Genomic DNA, 23,934 nt, shown 5'->3' with positions numbered 1-23,934 from the left:
GCGAATGAAGTCAATAATTACCTGAAGCAATCAAGTGGCAAGCGACTTGATGTCCTTCACTGGTGTAGCGCAGCTCGGGTTCTTGCGATTTGCACGTTTCGACGACGAACGGGCAGCGTGTATGAAAGCGGCATCCTTGAGGCGGATTGATGGGAGAGGGAACATCACCGGTCAACAGGATACGCTCCTTCTTTTCCTTCTGATTAGGTACAGGAATGGCGGAAAGGAGTGCTTTGGTATAAGGATGCTGCGGGTTATCGAAAAGCGATTTTTTGTCAGCGATTTCTACGATTTTACCCAGATACATGACCATCACCCGATCAGAGATGTGGCGTACTACGCCCAGATCATGAGAGATAAATAGATAAGTCAGTTTATACTGTTTCTGCAGTTTCTTCAAGAGATTCAGAACTTGTGCTTGAATCGACACATCCAGTGCGGATACGGCTTCATCGCAGATGATCAGCTTCGGTTCCACAGCGAGTGCGCGTGCGATGCCGATACGTTGGCGTTGACCACCGCTGAATTCATGCGGGTACCGATCGATATGGTCAGGCCGTAACCCGACATTGTCGAGCAGTTCCTTAATACGTTCTGTCCGCTTTTCCTTCGGAATGACATCTTGTATGGCAAGTGCTTCACCGAGAATTTGGCGGACGGTTTGTCTTGGATTCAGCGATGCGAAAGGATCTTGGAAGATGACTTGCATGTCCTTGCGCAGCTTTCTAAGTTCGCCTTTATTCAGACCCAGGACATCTTTATCCTGAAAATGAATATCTCCTCCGGTCGGTTCATCCAGGCGCAATAAAGCTCGTCCAGTAGTTGATTTGCCACAGCCTGATTCACCTACAATGCTCAGCGTTTCACCCTCATAGATGTTAAAGCTAATGTCGTCTACAGCTTTTACATGGTTGACGGTTCGTCCTAAGATGCCGCCTTTGATCGGAAAGTATTGTTTCAAATGGTTGATTTCAACTAAAACGTTCTTCTCCACGTCACGTTCCACAGGTATGGTCATTGGATGGAATCCCCCGCTTTCCTACGCGCATCAAGCTGTGCGTCCCATTCTGGTGTATACATCCAGCAGCGAACTTGACTGCCGTTACCTACATCGGTTAGCTCCGGCATTGTTGTCTGACATAACTCTCTGGCGTGAGGACAACGAGGAGCGAAACGGCATCCCTCCGGCATGTTGTAGGGACTTGGGACACTTCCTTTGATCGCTTGCAGCTCTTCTTGGTCTTGGTCCGCGCGAGGCAGAGAGTTAAGTAATCCGATGGTGTAAGGATGTTTCGGATTGTCAAACAATTCGCTGGCATCGGTATATTCGACGATTTTGCCGGCATACATGACAGCGACGCGGTCACATGTTTCCGAAACGACGCCTAGATCATGCGTGATCATGATGATACTCATGCCCAGTTGCTTCTGAAGCAGCTTCATTAAATCGAGGATTTGCGCTTGAATCGTAACATCAAGAGCAGTTGTCGGCTCATCCGCAATTAGAATCTCAGGGTTGCAGGCCATCGCCATCGCGATCATCACGCGCTGCCGCATGCCTCCGCTCAGTTCATAAGGCTCTTGCTTGGCGCGTTTCTCCGGGGAAGGAATGCCGACAAGACGCAGCATGTCGACGGCTTTCTCCCAGGCTTCCTTTCGGCTCATCTTCTGGTGATGGCGAAACACTTCCGCAATTTGTTCCCCAACCGTATACACGGGATTTAATGAAGTCATGGGCTCTTGGAAAATCATCGAAATTTCGTTGCCTCGGATGGCACCCATTTCTTTATCCGTTTTCTTCAATAAATCTTGCCCTTTGAACAGGATTTCCCCGTTAAGGATGCGTCCCGGGGGACTTGCAATCAGCCTAAGAATGGAAAGCGATGTAATACTTTTACCGCAGCCCGATTCGCCTACAAGCCCGAGTGTTTCCCCTTTATGGAGCGTAAAGTCAATCCCGTCAACAGCTCTGCTTACGCCTTCATTGGTAAAGAAGTGTGTCTGAAGATTGCTTACTTCCAGAACCTTTTCTTGTTGTTTAAGCATCTCATTCCCTCCTTTTAATCCAGCTCGATACGTTTATTGAAATTGCGATACAGTACGTCGACTGCAAGGTTAACCAAGACGAAAATCATGGACGCGACCAGTACGCCGCCTTGAACGACAGGCAAGTCACGCATGCGGATGGCATCTACAATCAGCCGCCCAAGTCCGTTGATAGCAAAAACAGATTCTACTAATACCGTACCGCCGAGCAGTACGCCGAATTGTAGACCAACCACGGTAATGACAGGGATTAGCGCATTCTTCAAGGCGTGCTTATAGATAATAATGCGTAATTTCAAACCTTTCGCTTTGGCAGTTCGAATATAATCCTGGCGAATGACATCCAGCATGGTTGAGCGCGTCATCCGGGCGACAATGGCGGCACCTGAAGCACCTAGCGTGATGGCCGGGAGCACAACATGTTTCCAAGTTCCCCAGCCTGCAACAGGAAAGATGTGCATTTTTACGGAGAAAAAGTAAATCAGCGAGAGCCCGAGGCAGAAGCTGGGCAAGGATACACCGAGCAAAGCGATGATCATAATCGTAATATCAGATAGCGTATATTGCTTTGTTGCGGATATGATACCGGCAAGCATTCCCAAAACAATCGTGATGAAAATACTGGCCACAGCAAGTTCAATAGTGATAGGCAAACGAATCATGATTTCTTTAAAAACAGGCAGATTAGAACGTAGTGAGGTCCCGAAATCTCCTTGCACCACGTCAAAGACATACTGGACATATTGAATAAATAATGGCTGATCCAGCCCCAATTGATGCCGAATGCGTTCAACGGTCTCAGCGGAAGCCCCTTCTCCTGCGAGCAGAACTGCCGGATCGCCTGGCACGAGCTGCATAATCAAGAACACGACTAGAATAACGCCGAGCAGTACCGGGATCATCTGGAGCAGCCGGCGAATGATGTATACGAACATGGATATCCCCCTTAAAGTTCTCCTTTAGGAAAACTGGCTTCGAAAGCTTACGCTTAAGTTTTCTGTTAGGAAAACGAGCTTACTGTTTCATTCTTGGATCCAAAGCGTCTCTGAGCCCGTCTCCAAATACGTTAAATCCAATAACTAATGTAGAGATGGCAAGTCCCGGGAATAGAGCCAAATAAGGGACTGTGAATAAAAAGTCGCGGCCATTGCTCAGCATGGCACCCCACTCCGGCAAAGGTGGTTGAGCGCCTAGTCCTAAGAAAGACAAGCCTGCGGCAGAGAGGATAGCCGTTGCGAGCCTTAGAGTAGCTTGAACGATAATCGGAGACAGGATGTTCGGGAAAATGTGCACGAAGATGATCCGCATATCGCTGGCTCCTAATGAGCGAATAGCGTCGATGTATTCCAACTTTTTAACCGATAAAGTCGAACCGCGAACAATCCGGGCGAACATCGGAATGGAAAATACACCAATGGCGATCATGACATTGATTAAACTAGGGCCTAAGGCGCTTACGATAGCGAGGGCGAGCAAAATGCCCGGGAAAGCAAGCAAAACGTCAATCACACGCATGATGATCGTATCCACCCATTTTCCGTAATAGCCGGCAAATAACCCGAGAACAATTCCGAAGAATGCTCCGATAAACACGGCCACGAACCCTACGGAGAGTGAGAGGCGTGTCCCGACAATCAACCGGCTAAGCACGTCGCGACCCTTATCGTCCGTCCCCATCCAATGTTCGACTGAGGGAGGTTTTAGTTTGTTCACTAAATCAATATGATAGGGATCGTATGGTGCTAGAAGCGGAGCAAAGATTGCGACAAGGAAGTAAAAAAGAATCACGTACCCACCCAGCATCGCTAACTTGTTTTTCCGAAGCTTTAAATAAAATGTTCTCCACTTGCCAGGACGAGCGGAGAGAGCCTGTTTTGGTAGCGCTTGCTTTTGTTCAGCATATTCAACATTCATCTAGCAGTCCTCCTTTGTTTAATTAAAGTTATCAGAAAACAAGGCGAAGTAAATAAGCTTTGGACAACTCGTAAAGATACCTTAAATAGAAGTAAAGATTGTGAAAATAAAACACAGAATATTCTTTATAATTGAGGGTGTACGAGTAAATCGCACCGAATTTTGGGAAAAGGAAGGAAGGGTGAGCAATTCGTGAGTTCATCTTATTGGTTAACCAATGTTCGTCTGGAGAGCGGCTATTTGTATGAGAATGGCGTAATCTCCGGGACAGAAACTGAAATCTGCCATCTACGTATAGAGGGCGGTGTCATCAATGAAATCGTTACAGCTAATAAACCGCTAGAAACAGATCTTCCGAAGCAAGACGGAAAGAACCTGCTTATGCTGCCATCATTTATTGAGAAACATGTTCATTTGGATAAGACGTTAATTGGGGAAACGTGGCGCGCAGTCGTTCCTGTAGCTAATATCACAGGACGCTTCGAAGTGGAGAAACAGGTTCTCCCTTCACTGCCGACTTCGACCAAGGAGCGAGCAGAAAACTTGCTGGCTACGCTATTAAGTGCAGGCTCGACTGAAGTGCGCACGCATGTGGATATTTATCCGGAAGCAGGACTTCATAACTTGGAAGAAGTGCAGATGGCGTTAGAGCAGTATGAAGGGAAACTCTCTTACGAGATTGTAGCTTTCCCGCAGCATGGATTGCTGCGTTCCAAGTCCAAAGAGCTGGTTAGAGCAGCCCTTCGTGAAGGAGCTACGCTGATCGGCGGCGTTGATCCCGCCATGGTGGACGGGGACATTGAAGCTTCTTTGCAGCAGATGATGGAGCTGGCTGTTGAAGCGAATGCGGGCGTAGATTTACATCTGCACGATCCGGATTATTTGGGCACTTTTACCATGAGACGGTTGGCAGCGCTTACGATGGAAGCGGGTTTGCAAGGAAGAGTGGCGATCAGCCACGCGTTCGCTCTTGGCGAAGTGCCTGCCGGTGAAGCGGCGGAACTGTCCGCTATTTTAGCCGAGGCGGGCATTACGATCATCACAAGCGCGCCGCATAGCAGAACGCTGCCGCCGGTTCCGCTTTTGCATGAGAAAGGGGTGGCTGTTGCTGCAGGCTGCGATAATATTTTTGATACTTGGCAGCCTTTCGGGAACGGGGACATTTTGGAACGAGCAGGCCGCTTAGCCGAACGCTTCCGCTGGATTGACGAGTTGTCCTTGTCGCAATCGCTCGGTTTCATTACCGGTGGAAAGACACCGCTGGATCGAGACGGCAAACGCGCATGGCCTAACGTCGGAGATGAGGCAAGCGTGGTTCTAGTAGATGCTACTTCCACAGCGGAGGCTGTCGCGAGAAGAGCTGAACGCAAGGCCGTCTTCTACCGCGGGACATTGGTGGCAGGAGGACTTCAGTCATGATCGATTTATTACTCGTTCATGGCGTCGTTATCACGATGGATCAAGAACGTCGCATTCTAGAAAATGGGGCTGTGGCGATCCACGATGGGAGAATTCTCGAAGTTGCTGACACCGAGCAATTACTGGCGAAGTATGAGGCGAAGAAAACGATCGATTGCAATCACCACTGCATCCTTCCTGGCTTGATAGACGTTCATGGTCACGGCGGTCATTCCATGTTCAAGACAATCGCCATGGACAATATCAGTTTCTGGATGCCGATCATGACGCATACGTATAAGCACTTTGTAACGGATGAGTTCTGGTATTACGAAGGTAAGCTGAATGCGCTTGAACGCTTAAAGGCAGGGATCACGACAGGCGCCTGTGTGCTTGGTTCGATGCCTCGTTCGGACGATCCTATCTTTGCGCTTAATCATGCCAAAGCTTATTCCGAAGTTGGTATACGGGAAATCGTCTGTACGGGTCCGTGCAATCCGCCGTGGCCGCATTCGTTCAGCCGCTGGGTGGATGGGAAGCGGGTAACCAGAGAAGTGACTTACGAAGAAGTGTTGAAAGGTGCCGAGTCGGTCATTGAGGCTTTGCATCACGCACACGACGATCATATTCGTGCTTTCATTACGCCATTTGTGATCGTTACTTCCGTTAACCCGTCAGCCCCGACGCCGCCGGATCAGCTATATGGCTTAACCGATCATGATCGATATCAAGCGAAAAAGATTCGTGAGATCGCTCGAAAATATAACACGCGGATACACTCGGATGCCTTTGGGGGCATGATTCATCTGGCGATTCAAGATAAAGAAAACGCTCTGCTTGGGCCAGATGTGCATCTGCAGCATTGCCGCGGCATTTCCTTTGATGAGGCGCGCATTTTGGCTGAAACAGGCACCAATGTTAGCTCTGCGCCAGGATTCGGACAGGTGAATGCGCGAACGCCGATTACGGAACTGATGGAAATGGGCGCAACGGTGGCGATTTCCACGGACGGTACCTCTCCGGCAGCCAGCTTTGATATGTTTCAAGCGATGCGCAAGACGCAGATGATTCATCAGGCAGCGCTCAAAGATTACTACTATTTGCCCGCTGGCAAGCTGCTTGAGATGGTCACAATCGATGCAGCCCGCTGTGTAGGCTGGGATGATGAACTAGGCTCTTTGGAAGCTGGGAAAAAAGCAGATGTGATTACAGTCAACATGCGCCAGCCCCATTTGACACCTGAGTATATGTATGTGCACCGTTTGGTCCATCAAGCCGTAGCGAGCGACGTAGACAACGTGATCGTGAATGGGAAAATCTTGATGGAAGACCGCCAAGTGCTGACAGTTGATGAATTCTCGGCACTTGACGAAGCGAATGAAGAAGCGAAGCGGACGATTGAGCGTGCAGGGCTGCAGAAGTATATGGAGCCGACCAAATATTTCTGGGGTCACGCCAGAGCTTATGTAGATGAGAAACGTTTTGATCCTGAGTTGCTCTAAGAGATTGCAAATTTGGCAGAAAGAAAGGGTGTAACCAACATGAGTATGACATCGATTTATTGGCTAACTAACGTTTGTTTGGAGAGCGGCTATCGCTATGAAAATGGAAGAATTGCAGGGACGGATACCGAGATCTGCCATCTCCTCATTGAGGATGGGAAGATTGCACAAATCGTTTCTGCTGACACAACCTTAGACAGCGAGCTGCCTAAGCAAGACGCGAAGAAGCTGCTTCTGCTTCCAGCGTTCCGCGATATGCATATTCATATCGATAAAACGTATTACGGAGGGCCGTGGAAAGCTTGCTCCCCACCCGTGAACATTTTTACTCGTTTAAAGGAAGAAGAGACGCTGCTTACAGAGTTGCTCCCGACAGCCAGAGAACGAGCGGAAGCGATGCTTGGACTACTGCTGAAGAACGGCACGACCCACGTCCGCAGCCATTGCAATATTGATCCTTATATTGGCTTGAAAAATCTTGAAGCCACACTGCAAGCTTTTGAAACTTATTCCGGCAAGCTGTCTGGCGAAATCGTAGCCTTCCCGCAGCACGGACTGCTGCGCAGCAACGTTGTGGAGATGGCGCGCGAGGCGCTGCGAATGGGAGCGACATCCATGGGTGGCGTAGACCCGGCTTCGGTCGATCAGAACATTGAGAAATCGTTGAATACGATTATGGAATTGGCTGTAGAGGCTGATGCTGACGTGGATGTTCACATCCATGATCCGGGTCATTTAGGGATCTTCACTTTCAAAAGGCTTGCCGCACTAACCGAGGAAGCGGGTTGGCAGGGGCGCGTAACGGTCAGCCATGCGCTAGGTCTTGCTGACGTTCCGGTCGAGCTGCAAAGCGAGGTGGCCGAGTTGTTTGCTCAGCTGGGCATCGCGATCACCTCCACCGTGCCAATTAACCGAGCGACGATACCGATTCCGCTGCTGAAGCAAAAAGGCGTCTCCGTCTCATTAGGCGACGATAGCATTACGGATCATTGGTCCCCATTCGGCCAAGGAGACAGTTTGGAAAGAGTCGGCCGCCTGGCGGAGCGGTTCCGTTGGAGTGATGAGCGCTCGCTAGCGCAGGCGCTCAGCTTTATTACAGGCGGCAAGCTTCCGCTTTCTGCGGAGGGCGCACGCGTCTGGCCGGCTGTTGGCGACGAAGCAAGCGCGGTGCTTGTTCACGCGAGTTGTTCGGCGGAAGCGGTAGCGCGGAGAGCCGAGCGTCAAGCGGTGCTGTATCGTGGGATTGTCGTATCCGGTTCGTTGTAATCATCAAAGGCATAGTTTTCTCTCATTCGGGAGAGGGCTATGTCTTTTTTTTGTGGGTTTCTCTAATTCATGATCATATTTGTCATGCTAGTCAGGAAAACCCTGAAAATATCAATGAAAAAAGTGATTTCTCTAGTGTAGGATGGAATTGAAATTAATCCCAAATTAAGAATTTAATGAGAGTTTAAGGGGTTTACTGATTTAGGAGGTGAGTGAAATGTAATACATAAACTCGTTCTTAAACCCAATACCACAGGCACAAGTTAATAAAATAAGGAGTGCACTTTCATTCAACAATTTACGAATGTAGAAGCTGATTATCAGAAATGGTATCTCGAATATTTAGGGAACGGATATTATCATATCAGAAACGTAGGCAGCGGATATTTATTGGACGTCAGTGGAGCATCTTCATTTGATGGGGCCAATGTTATTCAATGGCCAAATAATAACGGGTGGAACCAACAGTGGGAAATTATCGCAACCGGCGAAAATGATCCGGTGAAAATTAGAAACCGAGGCAGTGGCAAGTTATTGGACATGTCGGGACAAACGACATCCGATGGAGGGCAAGCCATTCAATGGTATGATAATGGCGGCCACAATCAGCACTGGTATTTATTATCATAACCCATATAAAACCGTCAAGGAGAGGTGAACTTGACGGTTTTATTATTTATTCAATGAAAAAGAAGTAAAGATTATATAAATACAAGTAAAGATTGTGAAACTAAATAATCTGAAAATTATTTATTATCTAAATAAGAAGACCATTCATTCGTAAAGGGGATTTTGCATGAAAGATATAATGTTAACGCTTTCTTAGTCGCAGCTTGTTTGCATAAAGAAAATAGTAAAGATATTGTAAATAGACGTAAAGAATGTGCAATGTTCTAAAGCTATTTTTTTCTATAATGCTAATAAGCCATTTAAAGTAGTAGATAAACGATAGAAATAGGAGGGTTTATACAATGAAAAGAAATCTTATTCTCGGCGGCTTTCTCGCGATATCTCTTGTAGGTATGTCCGTGTTGGCCGGATGCTCCTCTTCACCAAATTCGACAACAGATAATGGGAAAGCTGCGGAAGCTTCCCAAGCGGGCGGTACGCTGACCATCGCAAGAAAAGCGGACGCGAACAACCTGGACCCGCAATTTATTACAAACATTCCTTCAGCGAACTACATTTATGGTAAAGTCTACGAAGGCCTGCTCATGACAGATAAAAATATGGAGTACAAGCCTTCTCTGGCCTCAGAATGGAAACAAGTTGATGACTTAACTTGGGAGTTCAAGCTGCGTCAGGGTGTGAAGTTCCACGATGGCACGCCGTTCACGGCAGAAGCGGTTAAGAAGACGATGGAACGTGCTCTGGATCCGAAAGTCAATTCGCCAAGAGCAAGCAATTTCTCCATGGTCAAAGAAGTGAAGGTTGTGGACGACTATACGGTTCAATTCATTTTGTCTTATCCGTACGCGCCTATCCTGTCCATTCTTGCTAGCACTGAAGGCAGTATTCTTAGCCCGAAAGCCATTGCAGAACAAGCGGACAAGCTTTCTAAGAACCCGATTGGAACAGGTCCATTCAAATTTCAGTCTTGGACGCCAGGACAAGAGATGGTTCTTGTCAAAAATGATAGCTACTGGGGCGAGATTCCGAAAGTAGATAAGGTTGTTTACAAAGTAGTTCCTGAGGATACTACGCGTGTCGCCATGGTGGAATCAGGCGAAGTTCAGATTAGTGATCAACTGCCAGTAACCGAATTAGACCGCGTGAAAAACTCTTCCTCCATGACACTAGCTCGCACCGAAGGGCTTGGGGTAGAATACATCGGCTTTAATACGAAGAAAAAACCGTTCGATGACCCGCGTGTTCGTCAGGCATTCTCCTACGCCATTGAAAAGGACTCCATTATCAAGGGCGTTTATAACGGCGTGGGCAGCAAAGCGATCTCGGCTCTTTCTCCTAAGATGATAGGATTTAATGCTAATTTGGCCGAATATACGTACAACATCAACAAGGCGAAAGAATTGCTTGCTGAGGCTGGTTTTCCAAATGGGTTTAAAACATCGATTGTGACAGATGATAGAAAAGAGCGCATTAACCTGGCGGAAGTCGTTCAATCTCAGTTGAAAGGCATTGGCATCGACCTCGAAATCAAAGTGATGGAGTACGGTGCTTACCTGGATATTACCGGTAAAGGCGAACACAATCTGTTTATCGGCGGCTGGGGCAATGCGACCGGGGATGCGGATTACAATCAGTACAATGTGTTTCACAGCTCTTCCCATGGAAGCAAAGGCAATCTGGCTTTCTACACCAACGCGGAAGTGGATCAGCTAATTGAAGACGGCCGTCGTGAGAAAGATGTGGAGAAACGTAAAGCGATTTACGCCAAAGTGCAAGATATCGAGATGAAAGATAGTCCGTTAATTCCGATTCGCACAATTGATCACGTAGCCGTAACAGCTAAAAATGTCAAAGGATTCTCGTTGAGTCCAATCGGATATCTGATGTTAAACGATGTTACTGTAAAGTAAAGGAGGTACAATGGAAACACAAAATCGCCGGTTCTACGGCAGCTTAAGCACATTTCAATGGTTTATTTTCCTGCTGGCCAATTCTGTCGCACTGCCTATCGTCATCGGTGGCATTTTTCACTTATCGATAGAGGAAGTTTCGGCGTTGATGCAGAGAACATTTTTGGTCGTTGGCTTGAGTTCTTTCATCCAAGGATGGTTGGGGCATCGGTATCCGATTGCCGACGGCCCCGCAGGTTCATGGGTCAGTGTGTTTGTGATATTAGCAGACGTAGCAGTCAGACAGGGGCAAAGCTTGAAGGAAACGCTGCAAATTTTGGAGGGTGGATTCCTTATTGCGGGTCTACTCCTCCTTATCCTTGGCTTAAGCGGATATTTCCACCGCTTGCTGTTCCTGTTCACCCCTCTGGTTACCGGCTCTTTTCTTTTGATCTTGGCGCTCCAGCTTAGCGGTGTATTCATGAAAGGAATGATCGCTTTACAAGGAGAATCCTCCTTGCCCGATTATGGAACCGCAGTAATATCGTTTGGCGTTTTTATTCTCGTCATCCTTCTTTCTGTCAAAGGAAAAGGTTGGATCAAAAACTATGCCGTGTTGATCGGAATCTTATCCGGCTGGCTGCTGTATACGCTGCTCGGCAAAAGTTCGGCTTCCGTTCATACGAACGAATCTTGGGTTAAGCTGCCGGATTTGTTCGCATGGGGAAATCCGCATTTTAATGCCGGAATCGTAATCACGGCCATTCTGTTTACATTTATTTTAGTCTCCAATACGATTGCTGCGGTGTCGGCTGTGAGCCAAGTAGTCCCGGAAGCTCCGGCGAAATTAAAAGAAACCTTGAATCGCTGCGGAATAGCCGGGGGAGTTTCCCACTTGTTGTGTGCTGTATTCTCGACAATTGGCGTCGTTCCCTTACCGGTATCCGCGGGCTTTATACGACTAACCGAACAGACGCGGGTTCGCCCGTTTCTTGTGGCTTGTCTGGCCTTGTCGGGGATTTCCCTGGTTCCGGTTATCGTTAATTTCTTGGCGCTGCTCCCAGGACCAATCGCTACGGCGGCCTTACTGGCATCTTTTGTTCAAATGATTGGGATCGCCTTTCAGTCTATTCTAAAGGAAACACTGGATCAACGCCGACTGACGATTCTGGGCATCACGCTGCTGATTAGCATTGGACTTATGTTTCTGCCGTCAACAGCATTTCAGGGGCTTCCATCGATCCTGCAATATGTATTCAGCAATGGACTGCTTGTAGGCACGATGATTGTGATTTTGCTCGAACAGCTATGGAAAGTCGATAAAGTATGAGCAAAGAATAAATATTTTATCTATAAAATTGTCGCTATCTGGCCCTACAGCTGGAGAAGCGGCAATTTTTTGCGTTGACAACGGTCATTGCAACCGAATACAGCTAAAATCTTCGTATTGCCCTTACAGGCAACTTCTGCTAAGATGATCTAGACTTATTAAAATGATTTAATAAGTATTATCGCTGCGGAGAAATCCGCTATACAGGCGTTGATGATTTCAAAGGAGAAGGGGTGGTACGATGGCAACCCTATTTTTAGTTGTTATCTATCTGGCATTTATTAGCCTAGGAATTCCGGACTCATTGCTGGGATCGGCGTGGCCCGTGATCCAGCCCGATATCGGTGCTTCATTTGGCTTCGCGGGGATCTTGTCGATGATTGTGGCAGGAGGTACCATCGTATCCAGTTTGGCAAGTGGGCGTTTGGTTCAGCGAGCGGGGACGGGCAAAATCACCCTGATCAGTTGCATCCTTACTGCAGGAGCGCTGCTCGGGTTCTCAATGGCACCTTCGATGATCTGGCTTGTCTTTTTGGCCATTCCTCTTGGTCTGGGCGGAGGTGCGATAGACGCGGCACTAAATCATTATGTAGCTGAAAATTATAAAGCCCATCACATGAACTGGCTGCACTGTTTTTGGGGTGTAGGGGCAACTCTCGGACCTATTATCATGTCCTTTTATATTGCTGAACACAACTCCTGGAGAGATGGTTATTCAACGGTATCTATGATACAGTTCACACTCGCAATTGTATTGCTTGTTACGCTCCCTTTATGGCAACGAGTCGCGGTTAGCAGGGAGGCTGAGGGTCTAGACAGTGAGATTCCACAAGAGCAGGTCGGAGAGCAGATACAACCGGCAGTTAGCTCCAAAGCTAACGTGCTTCAGATCAAAGGTGTTAAACAGACACTTATCGCTTTTTTGTTCTATTGCGGGGTTGAATCTACGGCAGGATTATGGGGAGCCAGCTATCTGGTCGGCGCAAGAAATATGACAGCCGAGACAGCTGCCGGATGGATATCTTTATACTATGGCGGAATAACGGTTGGAAGACTGATTACAGGGTTCATTACGATGAAAGTCCACAATCGTGTGTTGATCCGCTGCGGTCAGATCATTGCCATTGCGGGTGGGGTCATGCTGCTGCTTCCGCTGCCTCAAGTTTTCTTGGTTGGACTTATTTTGATTGGTATCGGGCTTGCCCCCATCTACCCTGGCTTGCTGCATGAAACGCCTGCACGCTTCGGTCGCGAGAATTCCCCCAAGTTAATGGGATTTCAGATGGCAGTTGCGTATACAGGTACCACGTTTTTACCACCGCTTTTTGGATTGCTCGCTACACAGACGACCATTCATTTATTCCCTTTTATTGTGCTGGCTTTTATTGTTTTGATGATGATGAGTACAGAGAAAGTAAACCGTATATTAAAATAAGGGCAATTCATTTAGCAAAACTATTTGCTAAACGGATTGCCCCTTTTTTCTTTGCGATGTTGTCGTTACATCACATGACTCTATGGTTCATCGTAAATTCCTCCGGAAATGATCAGACGACAATGCCAATACATGTTCATATTGCGAACCTCCCTGCTTTTAAAAAGTAAAGCTTATGCTCTTAAAACCTCTTCGTGGCATTCTTTACCGGGAATTCAGATATTGCGTAAGATGACATAGACCAATACTCCTGCGAGAAAAAGTGTTGAGACCAATGAGATTAACTTAAGGAAAGTTTCAACTCTTGATTTCATATGCGTACCTCTTTAATAGTTGATAAAACGCAGGAAAATCGGCATTTATTCTTTTGTTCTATAAACAATAAGGATGGAACTTCGTTGTAGTCCGGCATCATGTTTCCCTGTCTTCAGGATAGAGCCGTAGCATACGTTAATCACCTGATCATCCGATAGCTCAGTCAGAAATTGATTAGCTCTTGACTCTGCGTAGGATGAATCCGTGTCCAAAAATTCTTTAACTTGAATCACCTTCTAAACCTCCTTCCATAAAAAATGCATGAAATGTAAAAAGGACGAAATACAACAAGACATTCCGATATAGACGTGGAATGTCTTGCGTATTCCTCTGACCATACCACTGAAAGTAAACGCTGTCAATTTGGCGTAATTTCGATGAAATGGGCTGATAATGCCTAGTGGAATTATCGGAGTTTGCAACGCTCGATGGCATTTCCAATGGACGTGCAGAAATTATTGTGGGCCGAGGCTCTATGGTAGATGCGTTTCCATTGTTTGGTTATGATTTGAAAGACTACGAAGAGCTTTTCGAGCAGAAATTGGAACTATTATTGAAACTAATGGATTCGGAGAAAATATCCTGGAAAGGAAGGCATCGCCCCGCCTTTACGAATTTGGGTGTTTATCCGCGTCCAGTTCAGACCCCTTTGCCTGTGTGGATTGGCAGCGGAGGGAACCCCGAATCGGCCATATGCGCAGGCGTATTAGGATTGCCGCTTGTTTTGGCGATCATTGGCAGGAGCCCTGTGCAATTTGCTCCCATCGTGAAGCTCTATAAGGAAGCAGCTGCTCGTGCAGGACACGATGCGTCAAAATTACCGGTGGCTGTGCACTCGCTCGGTTTCGTTGCCGAAACCACCTTGCTTGCCGTCGACAGGTATTTTCCACCTACTCAGGCTTCCATAAATATGTTTGGTAAAGAACGCGGAAGGGGACATTATAGCCGTGCACAGTTCGATGCTTCTCGCAGCCTGGAAGGCGCACTATATGTAGGCGATTCCGAAACGGTGGCTAATAAAATCGTTCACATGAGCAAACAGTTAGGTTTCTCGCGATTTATCTTGCATTTACCCGTTGGTACAATGCCGCATCATGAAGTTATGAAGGCTATTGAACTGCTGGGAACGGAAGTCGCACCGCGGGTTCGGGAACAGATTTCAAAAATCGATGCCTAAGGATACAAGGAGCTTCCCTCACGGGGGCTTCTTTTTACTATCGAAATTTAAGTTAATAAAATATAATAAACCTACTAGGGTGTACCCAATACGGTTTAGGAGGATAAGCTTATTATTGCGATAATTGCGTCAATTCTCGTGGGCATAGTGGCATTAGAACATGTATATATCCTTGTTCTGGAAATGTTTTTATGGACTAGTCCTCGCGGGATGAAGGCTTTTGGCATGACGAAGGAGCAGGCGGTGGCTACCAAATCGCTCGCTGCCAATCAAGGGTTATACAATGGATTTTTGGCCGCAGGACTCATTTGGGGACTTGTTCATCCAGATCCATTGATTGGGCGCTCCATTCAACTCTTTTTCCTTTGTTGTGTGATTGTTGCTGCCTTGTACGGTGGGGCAACCGCTAAAAGGTCGATTTTACTCGTGCAAGGATTGCCGGCTGTGATCGCCTTGCTGTTTGTTCTTTTGTAGGTCAATACAATGAAAAGGTCCTGTTAACACGGGGCCTTTTTTGCTGCCCAGTATTCCTGAACAAATGGATTGCACAGAAGAAAAGTTCCTTATAAGAGATTTCTACCTGTGCGGCAAACTGCACAAAGGATAAAATGAACTTATCGTTAATGAGAAACGTGGTGAATTTTTATGGAGATTATTACTTATGATCGTCTCGTCGCTGGACTTCGTGCTGCGGGTTGTGTTTTCGCAGAAGATGAAGCTCGAATGCTCATGTCGGCAGCAAAGTCGCCAGTTGAGTTAGTCGCAATGGCGGATCAACGAGCTTTAGGCCATCCACTAGAACACGTCATTGGCTGGATGGAGTTCTGTGGTCTTCGGATCGAGGTGGACCCTGGCGTCTTTATTCCCCGTCACCGCACAGAGTTTCTTGTTCGACGAGCCACTGAAATTGCTCAATCAGGGGATGTCGTCGTTGATCTATGTTGTGGAACAGGCGCATTGGGTGCGGTTTTGGCTGCAGAGCTGAAAGGGATTGAGTTGTATGCCGTGGACATTGACCCGAGAGCGGTGCAGTGCGCCCGCAGAAACATCACGGCCGTGGGAGGCCATGTATTCGAAGGTGACATTTTTGAACCTCTGCCCCTTACATTGCTTAACCGTATCGATATCCTGCTGGCTAACGTACCATACGTGCCAACAGAAGCTATCGAGCTTCTTCCCTCAGAAGCCCGTATCCATGAGGCTCGCCTGGCGCTTGACGGGGGAGAGGACGGACTTGATGTGCTGCGCCGTGTCGCGCTTGAAGCTCCGCTTTGGTTGTCGCCTGGCGGGCACCTGTTGGTTGAGGTTAGCGAGCGGCAGGCGCTGCAAGCCGTAGAGATTTTTGCTCGGAGCGGGTTGCTTCCGACCGTGTCCAGATTTGAAGAATTAGACGCTACGGTTATCGTAGGAATGAGACTCATTTGACATAGAACATACGTTCTGTTAATATTTGGAGAGTCATATATCGGTTTAGGCAATCATTGAGGTGAGGGGAATCGTACAATCAATGAAAATACCACATGTCAAGCTAGTACCTTGGTCGGAATCTAATCTTGATTTGCTGCGTAAGATCAATGCTCCTGAGATGATGGAACACCTCGGTGGCTCTGAAACAGAGGCGCAGTTGCTAATTCGTCACCAAAGATATCTGGAGATCGGCGGCAAGGGGTCAGGTCGTATGTATAGTATTATCCTGCTGCCAGACAATGAGACGGTCGGCAGTATTGGTTACTGGGATAGCAAGTGGGAAGAAGAGAGCATCTATGAAATGGGTTGGAGTGTTCTGCCTACCTACCAAGGGAGAGGCATAGCGACAGCAGCGGTATTAGAAGCAATTGCTAACGCAAATATGGAGAAGAAACATAAGTATATTCACGCCTTCCCATCTATTCATAACCCGGCGTCGAACGCAGTTTGCCAGAAGCTTGGATTTCAATTAATTAGTGATTGTGAATTTGAATATCCTCCAGGGAACTTTATGCAGTGTAATGATTGGAGACTAGGGCTCGATCTATGAAAAAATGTTTTTCTGATTAAAAGCTTGTAATAGTTTTAAATCCATGGTATATTGCAAATCCGCCTTTCAACGCGGATGAATAACGTGAGTAACTCATTTGGCGTCGTTTAAAGATCAGCTTGAAATAATCAGACAAATCGCTGAATTAAACATGTTGAAAACTTTAAGAGTGGCTCGAAAAAAACACTTGCAATTGAAATTCTTACATGGTATATTACTTCTCGCTGCTTCGGCAACGCGGTAGTGAACGAAAGAAATTGATCTTTGAAAACTGAACAACGAGTGAGTAAGCACAGTCGAGCAATCGACTATAAATGAGATGAATAATCTCGCTAGCAAGTCAATGAGTACAATTAAGCTTTTCTATTATGGAGAGTTTGATCCTGGCTCAGGACGAACGCTGGCGGCGTGCCTAATACATGCAAGTCGAGCGGAGCACTTCGGTGCTTAGCGGCGGACGGGTGAGTAACACGTAGGCAACCTGCCTATAAGACTGGGATAACTATCGGAAACGATAGCTAAGACCGGATAACTGGTTTTCTCGCATGAGAGAATCATGAAACACGGAGCAATCTGTGGCTTATAGATGGGCCTGCGGCGCATTAGCTAGTTGGTGAGGTAACGGCTCACCAAGGCGACGATGCGTAGCCGACCTGAGAGGGTGAACGGCCACACTGGGACTGAGACACGGCCCAGACTCCTACGGGAGGCAGCAGTAGGGAATCTTCCGCAATGGACGCAAGTCTGACGGAGCAACGCCGCGTGAGTGATGAAGGTTTTCGGATCGTAAAGCTCTGTTGCCCTAGACGAACAGCAAGGTGAGTAACTGCACTTTGTGTGACGGTATAGGAGAAGAAAGCCCCGGCTAACTACGTGCCAGCAGCCGCGGTAATACGTAGGGGGCAAGCGTTGTCCGGAATTATTGGGCGTAAAGCGCGCGCAGGCGGTTAATTAAGTTGGGTGTTTAAGCCCGGGGCTCAACCCCGGTTCGCATCCAAAACTGGTTGACTTGAGTGTAGGAGAGGAAAGTGGAATTCCACGTGTAGCGGTGAAATGCGTAGAGATGTGGAGGAACACCAGTGGCGAAGGCGACTTTCTGGCCTATAACTGACGCTGAGGCGCGAAAGCGTGGGGAGCAAACAGGATTAGATACCCTGGTAGTCCACGCCGTAAACGATGCATACTAGGTGTTGGGGATTCGATTCCTCGGTGCCGAAGTTAACACAGTAAGTATGCCGCCTGGGGAGTACGCTCGCAAGAGTGAAACTCAAAGGAATTGACGGGGACCCGCACAAGCAGTGGAGTATGTGGTTTAATTCGAAGCAACGCGAAGAACCTTACCAGGTCTTGACATCCCTCTGCAAGCTCTAGAGATAGAGCCCTCCTTCGGGACAGAGGAGACAGGTGGTGCATGGTTGTCGTCAGCTCGTGTCGTGAGATGTTGGGTTAAGTCCCGCAACGAGCGCAACCCTTGATCTTAGTTGCCAGCACTTCGGGTGGGCACTCTAAGATGACTGCCGGTGACAAACCGGAGGAAGGTGGGGATGACGTCAAATCATCATGCCCCTTATGACCTGGGCTACACACGTACTACAATGGTCGGTACAACGGGAAGCGAAGCCGCGAGGTGGAGCCAATCCTTATAAGCCGATCTCAGTTCGGATTGCAGGCTGCAACTCGCCTGCATGAAGTCGGAATTGCTAGTAATCGCGGATCAGCATGCCGCGGTGAATACGTTCCCGGGTCTTGTACACACCGCCCGTCACACCACGAGAGTTTACAACACCCGAAGTCGGTGGGGTAACCCGCAAGGGAGCCAGCCGCCGAAGGTGGGGTAGATGATTGGGGTGAAGTCGTAACAAGGTAGCCGTATCGGAAGGTGCGGCTGGATCACCTCCTTTCTATGGAGACTCGGGTCTGAAACGACCCAGTCAAGTGCGCAAGCACACAACGTTTACTCACTCGTGTTCAGTTTTGAAAGAGCAATCTTTCAAAATCAGTTGACAACCAACATCGCTTCGCGTATGTAATGGTTGCAACATTGTTCCTTGAAAACTAGATAACGAAACAAAACGTAAAGTAAGAACTTAGGTAGTGTAACCTACGGGTCGCACGACAATCTTTAAATGTTTTTTTCTAGGTTAAGCTAGAAAGAGCACACGGAGGATGCCTAGGCACTAGGAGCCGAAGAAGGACGTGGCGAACGACGAAATGCCTCGGGGAGCCGTAAGCAGGCTTTGATCCGGGGATGTCCGAATGGGGGAACCCAGCTGTGGTAATGCGCAGTTACTCAATAGTGAATACATAGCTATTGTAGAGGCAGACCCAGGGAACTGAAACATCTAAGTACCTGGAGGAAAAGAAAACAAAAGTGATTCCGTCAGTAGCGGCGAGCGAAAGCGGAATAGCCCAAACCAAGGAGCTTGCTCCTTGGGGTTGTAGGACCTCAACATGGGGTTAGTTTGGTAGGCGAAGTGATCTGGAAAGGTCCGGCATAGAAGGTAAAAGCCCTGTAGCTTAAATCGAACGAATCCCCTAGAGGTATCCTGAGTACGGCGGGTCACGTGAAACCCCGTCGGAATCCGGCAGGACCATCTGCCAAGGCTAAATACTCCCTAGTGACCGATAGTGAAGCAGTACCGTGAGGGAAAGGTGAAAAGCACCGCGGAAGCGGAGTGAAAAAGAACCTGAAACCGTGTGCTTACAAAAAGTCAGAGCCCTCTATATGGGTGATGGCGTGCCTTTTGTAGAATGAACCGGCGAGTTACGTTCCCGTGCGAGGTTAAGTCGAAAAGACGGAGCCGCAGCGAAAGCGAGTCTGAATAGGGCGCTTTAGTACGTGGACGTAGACCCGAAACCGTGTGATCTACCCCTGTCCAGGGTGAAGGTGAGGTAACACTCACTGGAGGCCCGAACCCACGAATGTTGAAAAATTCGGGGATGAGGTGGGGGTAGCGGAGAAATTCCAATCGAACTCGGAGATAGCTGGTTCTCCCCGAAATAGCTTTAGGGCTAGCCTCGGATGTGGAGTTGTGGAGGTAAAGCACTGATTGGGTGCGGGGCCCGCCAAGGGTTACCAAGTCCAGTCAAACTCTGAATGCCACAAACTTAAATCCGGGAGTCAGACAGTGAGTGCTAAGATCCATTGTCAAAAGGGAAACAGCCCAGACCATCAGCTAAGGTCCCCAAGTGTGTGTTAAGTGGGAAAGGATGTGGAGTTGCACAGACAACCAGGATGTTGGCTTAGAAGCAGCCACCATTGAAAGAGTGCGTAATAGCTCACTGGTCGAGTGACTCTGCGCCGAAAATGTAACGGGGCTAAACACGCCACCGAAGCTATGGCTTGCACGTATGTGCATGGGTAGGGGAGCGTTGTATGTACGTTGAATTCTGACCGTAAGGACAGGTGGAGCGCATACAAGTGAGAATGCCGGTATAAGTAACGAAAAGATCAGTGAGAATCTGATCCGCCGAAAACCTAAGGGTTCCTGAGGAAGGCTCGTCCGCTCAGGGTAAGTCGGGACCTAAGGCGAGGCCGAAAGGCGTAGTCGATGGACAACAGGTGGAAATTCCTGTACCACCGTAGCCGTTATGAGCGATGGAGTGACGCAGAAGGATAGTGACGCGAGCTGATGGATGCTCGTCCAAGCAGTGAGGCTGGTTAGTAGGCAAATCCGCTAACCGTAAGGCTGGGCTGTGATGGGGAGGGAAATTTTAAGTACCGAAGGTCATGATTTCACACTGCCAAGAAAAGCTTCTAGCCAGGCGAAGGTGCCCGTACCGCAAACCGACACAGGTGGGTGAGAAGAGAATTCTAAGGCGCGCGGAAGAACTCTCGTTAAGGAACTCGGCAAAATGACCCCGTAACTTCGGGAGAAGGGGTGCCTCGGTAGGGTGAATAGCCCGAGGGGGCCGCAGTGAAAAGGCCCAAGCGACTGTTTAGCAAAAACACAGGTCTGTGCGAAGCCGCAAGGCGAAGTATACGGGCTGACGCCTGCCCGGTGCTGGAAGGTTAAGAGGAGTGGTTAGGGGGCAACCCCGAAGCTATGAATTGAAGCCCCAGTAAACGGCGGCCGTAACTATAACGGTCCTAAGGTAGCGAAATTCCTTGTCAGGTAAATTCTGACCCGCACGAATGGCGTAACGACTTGGGCGCTGTCTCAACGAGAGATCCGGTGAAATTTTAATACCTGTGAAGATGCAGGTTACCCGCGACAAGACGGAAAGACCCCATGGAGCTTTACTGCAGCTTGATATTGGACTTTGGTACGATCTGTACAGGATAGGTGGGAGCCTTTGAAGCCTGAGCGCCAGCTTGGGTGGAGGCGCCGTTGGGATACCACCCTGATCGTATCGGAGTTCTAACCTGGTACCGTGATCCGGTATGGGGACAGTGTCAGGTGGGCAGTTTGACTGGGGCGGTCGCCTCCTAAAATGTAACGGAGGCGTTTAAAGGTTCCCTCAGAATGGTTGGAAATCATTCGCAGAGTGCAAAGGCATAAGGGAGCTTGACTGCGAGACCTACAAGTCGAGCAGGGACGAAAGTCGGACTTAGTGATCCGGTGGTACCGAATGGAAGGGCCATCGCTCAACGGATAAAAGCTACCCTGGGGATAACAGGCTTATCTCCCCCAAGAGTCCACATCGACGGGGAGGTTTGGCACCTCGATGTCGGCTCATCGCATCCTGGGGCTGAAGTAGGTCCCAAGGGTTGGGCTGTTCGCCCATTAAAGCGGTACGCGAGCTGGGTTCAGAACGTCGTGAGACAGTTCGGTCCCTATCTGTCGCGGGCGTAGGAAATTTGAGAGGAGCTGTCCTTAGTACGAGAGGACCGGGATGGACGTACCGCTGGTGTACCAGTTGTCTCGCCAGAGGCACCGCTGGGTAGCTATGTACGGAGGGGATAAGCGCTGAAAGCATCTAAGCGCGAAGCCCCCCTCAAGATGAGATTTCCCAGTATGTAAGACCCCTTGTAGACGACGAGGTTGATAGGTTCGAGGTGGAAGTGCAGCAATGCATGCAGCTGACGAATACTAATCGGTCGAGGGCTTAACCAAACCAGCTGACTAAGCAGCTAGTCGCTAGGTCTAACGTAGTTGACAAATTTACTTTACGCAAGTTTCGTATCTAGTTTTCAGGGTGCAAGACGTCCTGAATTGATTTAAAGATGTTTCCTGGCAGAAGCATCACGTTTGGTGATGATGGCGGAGGGGACCCACGCGTTCCCATCTCGAACACGACCGTTAAGCCCTCCAGCGTCGATGGTACTTGAACCGCAGGGTTCTGGGAGAGTAGAACGTTGCCAAGCACAAATGAAGAACCTTTTTGAGAGAAATCTCAGAAAGGTTTTTTTTGTTTATTTCGTTCATCTTATCACGTAGCTGCAGAAAGTACATCAAAATCAACAGCCTCAGCCCTTTTTCAACTCATTACCTGCATTTTGTACAGGTAAGTCCACACGAAATGCCCCAAAAAGATCAATTCACCGAAATTAGCTGCACATTTTACATCTAAGTTTGTTATTCTGAGCAGCGGAGCATCATTACCTGCACTTTTTGCCGTTAACTTGCCAAGTCTGCTGATGTTTTAAGCTCTTGAGGAACTACAGGCCGCTATCTCTCTGAAAAGGCATGTTTTATAGCCAAGGGGAACTACGGTCCTCTATTTTGCAGATATCAGCTGAAAAACACACCAAGGAGAACAAATAAGAGCCTGTAGTTCCGCTCAAAAGAAAAACTACTCGTATTTCTCCGAATAGCGGACTCCAGTTCCCTTGAGCGAGTGCAGGGTTTCATTCCCACCAGGCATGTTAAACTTTGCACGATCAAATAAATCGTTCAACTCCATCAATCCAACAGTCTATCGGTCTATCAGCCTATCAGTCCATCGAAACTGCTCATGCAAGACTACGACAGTCGTATACACGAGAGTACTGCATTAGTGTTCGTGCTCCTTCCCGGATCTAGCCTCCTGCTAGGTCCTTTTTTTATATCCTTACAATTTCTTAACCTGGCGATTACACAGCATTGACCCTAAGAACTTGGCATCAAGTTAGAATTGATTTAAAGAACAAAACAAAATAAAAACAAGAAAACGCACGGAATTAAAAACGATTTTCACGTTCTTTTCAAGGAGGATGTTTCTATGAAAGTAGAACTGCATTGCCATACAAGACTATCAGATGGTTCTTTCACATTTGATGAAATATTGAATCTGGCTATTCAAGAAGGTATTGGTCATTTGGCGATTACGAATCATGATACAACCCGTGATCTTCAGCAAATGGTCCATACTGGGCAGGAGAGAGGCGTAGAGATCATTCCTGGCATAGAAATCTCAGGTTATGATTTTGCAAGAAAGAGAAGGGTTCATATTCTTGGTTACTTCATAGAGCCAGGAAACGCTGCGATTGAGGCGTTATGCAGTCCGCTGCTGGAAAGACGTCACCAAGGCTGCCTTACAGCGATTGATAGACTGATCAAGGCCGGGTACTTAAATACTTTGGATGATGTGATGAAGCATGCTGAAGGCGGAACGGGTATCTACAAGCAGCATATTATGCATGCCTTAATAGAGCAGGGGTATACAACAACGATCTATGGCGATTTATATAAAAAGCTGTTTTCTCGCGGTCAAAGCGGCGAACAGCCGGGTATTGCCTACATCCCGACAGAATATGTAGATGCTTGTGAAGCCGTTAGGGTCATTTTACAGGCAGGCGGAGTACCTGTGTTGGCACATCCGGGGCAATATAGTAGCTTTGAATTGGTTCCGGATCTGGTGGAAGCAGGTCTCCAAGGCATCGAGGTGTGGCATCCGCTGCACAATCAGGAAGATGAGCGAAGAGCTCATGAGTATGCCTTGCAGTTTAACTTGGTGATGACCGGTGGCTCTGATTTTCATGGATTTTATGGCGAAAAAGACGTGCAATTGGGAAGCAAATCCCCCGGTTTGCATGTAGTGAACGAGCTGCGTGAACGCAAACAAGCGCTATCCAACAAGGAGATGATTTGAT

The 23,934-nt window shown here is 48.0% G+C and carries 16 protein-coding genes, 3 rRNA genes and 1 pseudogene; 15 read left to right on the top strand and 5 right to left on the bottom strand.

Going from position 1 to position 23,934, the window contains the following annotated elements; translation table 11 throughout:
* Positions 1 to 10: 10 nt before the first annotated feature.
* The 4 genes from ACUN27_RS33115 to nikC form a co-directional block, all read right to left on the bottom strand.
* Positions 11 to 1,018, bottom strand: a complete 1,008-nt coding sequence (locus tag ACUN27_RS33115; RefSeq protein WP_315955867.1) for an ABC transporter ATP-binding protein — start codon at positions 1,016 to 1,018, stop codon at positions 11 to 13.
* The gene (locus ACUN27_RS33110; protein ID WP_326062831.1) at positions 1,015 to 2,046 is read right to left on the bottom strand and encodes an ABC transporter ATP-binding protein; all 1,032 of its coding nucleotides are present in this window, start codon (positions 2,044 to 2,046) and stop codon (positions 1,015 to 1,017) included. The genes ACUN27_RS33115 and ACUN27_RS33110 overlap by 4 nt, the downstream gene beginning before the upstream one ends.
* Before the next feature lie 14 nt (positions 2,047 to 2,060).
* On the bottom strand, positions 2,061 to 2,981 hold the full coding sequence (locus ACUN27_RS33105; RefSeq protein WP_315955865.1) for an ABC transporter permease: 921 nt from the start codon (positions 2,979 to 2,981) through the stop codon (positions 2,061 to 2,063).
* A 79-nt stretch (positions 2,982 to 3,060) separates the two neighbouring features.
* Positions 3,061 to 3,960, bottom strand: a complete 900-nt coding sequence (gene nikC, locus ACUN27_RS33100) for a nickel transporter permease (protein WP_445560305.1) — start codon at positions 3,958 to 3,960, stop codon at positions 3,061 to 3,063.
* Between the two features lie 192 nt (positions 3,961 to 4,152).
* Between nikC and ACUN27_RS33095 the strand changes: the two genes are divergently transcribed.
* The 7 genes from ACUN27_RS33095 to ACUN27_RS33065 all read left to right on the top strand — a co-directional run bounded on the left by ACUN27_RS33095 (position 4,153) and on the right by ACUN27_RS33065 (position 13,410).
* Positions 4,153 to 5,379, top strand: coding sequence for an amidohydrolase (locus ACUN27_RS33095; RefSeq protein ID WP_315955863.1), 1,227 nt, complete (start codon positions 4,153 to 4,155; stop codon positions 5,377 to 5,379).
* Entirely contained in the window at positions 5,376 to 6,860 is a 1,485-nt protein-coding gene (locus ACUN27_RS33090) for an amidohydrolase family protein (RefSeq protein WP_326062833.1), read from the top strand. The genes ACUN27_RS33095 and ACUN27_RS33090 overlap by 4 nt, the downstream gene beginning before the upstream one ends.
* A gap of 39 nt (positions 6,861 to 6,899) precedes the next feature.
* Entirely contained in the window at positions 6,900 to 8,126 is a 1,227-nt protein-coding gene (locus ACUN27_RS33085; protein WP_445560304.1) for an amidohydrolase family protein, read from the top strand.
* 288 nt (positions 8,127 to 8,414) lie between these two features.
* Entirely contained in the window at positions 8,415 to 8,756 is a 342-nt protein-coding gene (locus tag ACUN27_RS33080; RefSeq protein WP_445560690.1) for an RICIN domain-containing protein, read from the top strand.
* A 341-nt stretch (positions 8,757 to 9,097) separates the two neighbouring features.
* Positions 9,098 to 10,666: a glutathione ABC transporter substrate-binding protein gene (locus ACUN27_RS33075; protein ID WP_315955859.1), complete on the top strand. Its 1,569-nt coding sequence runs from the start codon at positions 9,098 to 9,100 to the stop codon at positions 10,664 to 10,666.
* Positions 10,667 to 10,676: 10 nt separating this feature from the next.
* Positions 10,677 to 11,975: a purine/pyrimidine permease gene (locus ACUN27_RS33070; protein WP_445560303.1), complete on the top strand. Its 1,299-nt coding sequence runs from the start codon at positions 10,677 to 10,679 to the stop codon at positions 11,973 to 11,975.
* A gap of 241 nt (positions 11,976 to 12,216) precedes the next feature.
* Positions 12,217 to 13,410: an MFS transporter gene (locus ACUN27_RS33065; protein WP_315955857.1), complete on the top strand. Its 1,194-nt coding sequence runs from the start codon at positions 12,217 to 12,219 to the stop codon at positions 13,408 to 13,410.
* 359 nt (positions 13,411 to 13,769) lie between these two features.
* Here ACUN27_RS33065 and ACUN27_RS33060 read toward each other — a convergent pair whose 3' ends face one another.
* Entirely contained in the window at positions 13,770 to 13,958 is a 189-nt protein-coding gene (locus ACUN27_RS33060) for a sporulation protein Cse60 (protein ID WP_315955856.1), read from the bottom strand.
* A 179-nt stretch (positions 13,959 to 14,137) separates the two neighbouring features.
* Between ACUN27_RS33060 and ACUN27_RS33055 the strand changes: the two are divergent.
* The 8 genes and pseudogenes from ACUN27_RS33055 to ACUN27_RS33020 form a co-directional block, all read left to right on the top strand.
* A pseudogene (locus ACUN27_RS33055) lies at positions 14,138 to 14,902 on the top strand (LLM class flavin-dependent oxidoreductase); the annotation flags it as partial.
* A 114-nt stretch (positions 14,903 to 15,016) separates the two neighbouring features.
* A complete protein-coding gene (locus ACUN27_RS33050) occupies positions 15,017 to 15,376 on the top strand; it encodes a DUF1304 domain-containing protein (RefSeq protein WP_315955928.1) in 360 nt (119 codons plus the stop codon).
* Positions 15,377 to 15,547: 171 nt separating this feature from the next.
* On the top strand, positions 15,548 to 16,327 hold the full coding sequence (locus tag ACUN27_RS33045; protein ID WP_445560302.1) for a putative protein N(5)-glutamine methyltransferase: 780 nt from the start codon (positions 15,548 to 15,550) through the stop codon (positions 16,325 to 16,327).
* A gap of 82 nt (positions 16,328 to 16,409) precedes the next feature.
* A complete protein-coding gene (locus ACUN27_RS33040) occupies positions 16,410 to 16,919 on the top strand; it encodes a GNAT family N-acetyltransferase (RefSeq protein ID WP_445560301.1) in 510 nt (169 codons plus the stop codon).
* 365 nt (positions 16,920 to 17,284) lie between these two features.
* Positions 17,285 to 18,820: ribosomal RNA gene (locus ACUN27_RS33035) — 16S ribosomal RNA — on the top strand.
* Between the two features lie 238 nt (positions 18,821 to 19,058).
* A 23S ribosomal RNA gene (locus tag ACUN27_RS33030) occupies positions 19,059 to 21,976 on the top strand.
* Positions 21,977 to 22,110: 134 nt separating this feature from the next.
* Positions 22,111 to 22,227, top strand: a 5S ribosomal RNA gene (gene rrf / locus ACUN27_RS33025).
* Together the 16S, 23S and 5S rRNA genes form the textbook arrangement of a ribosomal RNA operon.
* Positions 22,228 to 23,063: 836 nt before the next feature.
* Entirely contained in the window at positions 23,064 to 23,933 is an 870-nt protein-coding gene (locus ACUN27_RS33020) for a PHP domain-containing protein (protein ID WP_445560300.1), read from the top strand.
* The last annotated feature ends 1 nt before the right edge of the window (position 23,934 follow it).

The organism is Paenibacillus sp. WC2504 (assembly GCF_052682475.1).
This window is presented reverse-complemented; position numbering and strand designations above follow the sequence as displayed.

Bases quoted from the DNA above. Each gene is read 5' to 3' on its own strand.
- nikC (WP_445560305.1), bottom strand. From the start codon at position 3,960: ATGAATGTTGAATATGCTGAACAAAAGCAAGCGCTACCAAAACAGGCT.
- ACUN27_RS33040 (WP_445560301.1), top strand. From the start codon at position 16,410: ATGAAAATACCACATGTCAAGCTAGTACCTTGGTCGGAATCTAATCTT.
- ACUN27_RS33115 (WP_315955867.1), bottom strand. From the start codon at position 1,018: ATGACCATACCTGTGGAACGTGACGTGGAGAAGAACGTTTTAGTTGAA.
- ACUN27_RS33110 (WP_326062831.1), bottom strand. From the start codon at position 2,046: ATGCTTAAACAACAAGAAAAGGTTCTGGAAGTAAGCAATCTTCAGACA.
- ACUN27_RS33090 (WP_326062833.1), top strand. From the start codon at position 5,376: ATGATCGATTTATTACTCGTTCATGGCGTCGTTATCACGATGGATCAA.
- ACUN27_RS33075 (WP_315955859.1), top strand. From the start codon at position 9,098: ATGAAAAGAAATCTTATTCTCGGCGGCTTTCTCGCGATATCTCTTGTA.
- ACUN27_RS33105 (WP_315955865.1), bottom strand. From the start codon at position 2,981: ATGTTCGTATACATCATTCGCCGGCTGCTCCAGATGATCCCGGTACTG.
- ACUN27_RS33070 (WP_445560303.1), top strand. From the start codon at position 10,677: ATGGAAACACAAAATCGCCGGTTCTACGGCAGCTTAAGCACATTTCAA.
- ACUN27_RS33020 (WP_445560300.1), top strand. From the start codon at position 23,064: ATGAAAGTAGAACTGCATTGCCATACAAGACTATCAGATGGTTCTTTC.
- ACUN27_RS33085 (WP_445560304.1), top strand. From the start codon at position 6,900: ATGAGTATGACATCGATTTATTGGCTAACTAACGTTTGTTTGGAGAGC.
- ACUN27_RS33065 (WP_315955857.1), top strand. From the start codon at position 12,217: ATGGCAACCCTATTTTTAGTTGTTATCTATCTGGCATTTATTAGCCTA.
- ACUN27_RS33045 (WP_445560302.1), top strand. From the start codon at position 15,548: ATGGAGATTATTACTTATGATCGTCTCGTCGCTGGACTTCGTGCTGCG.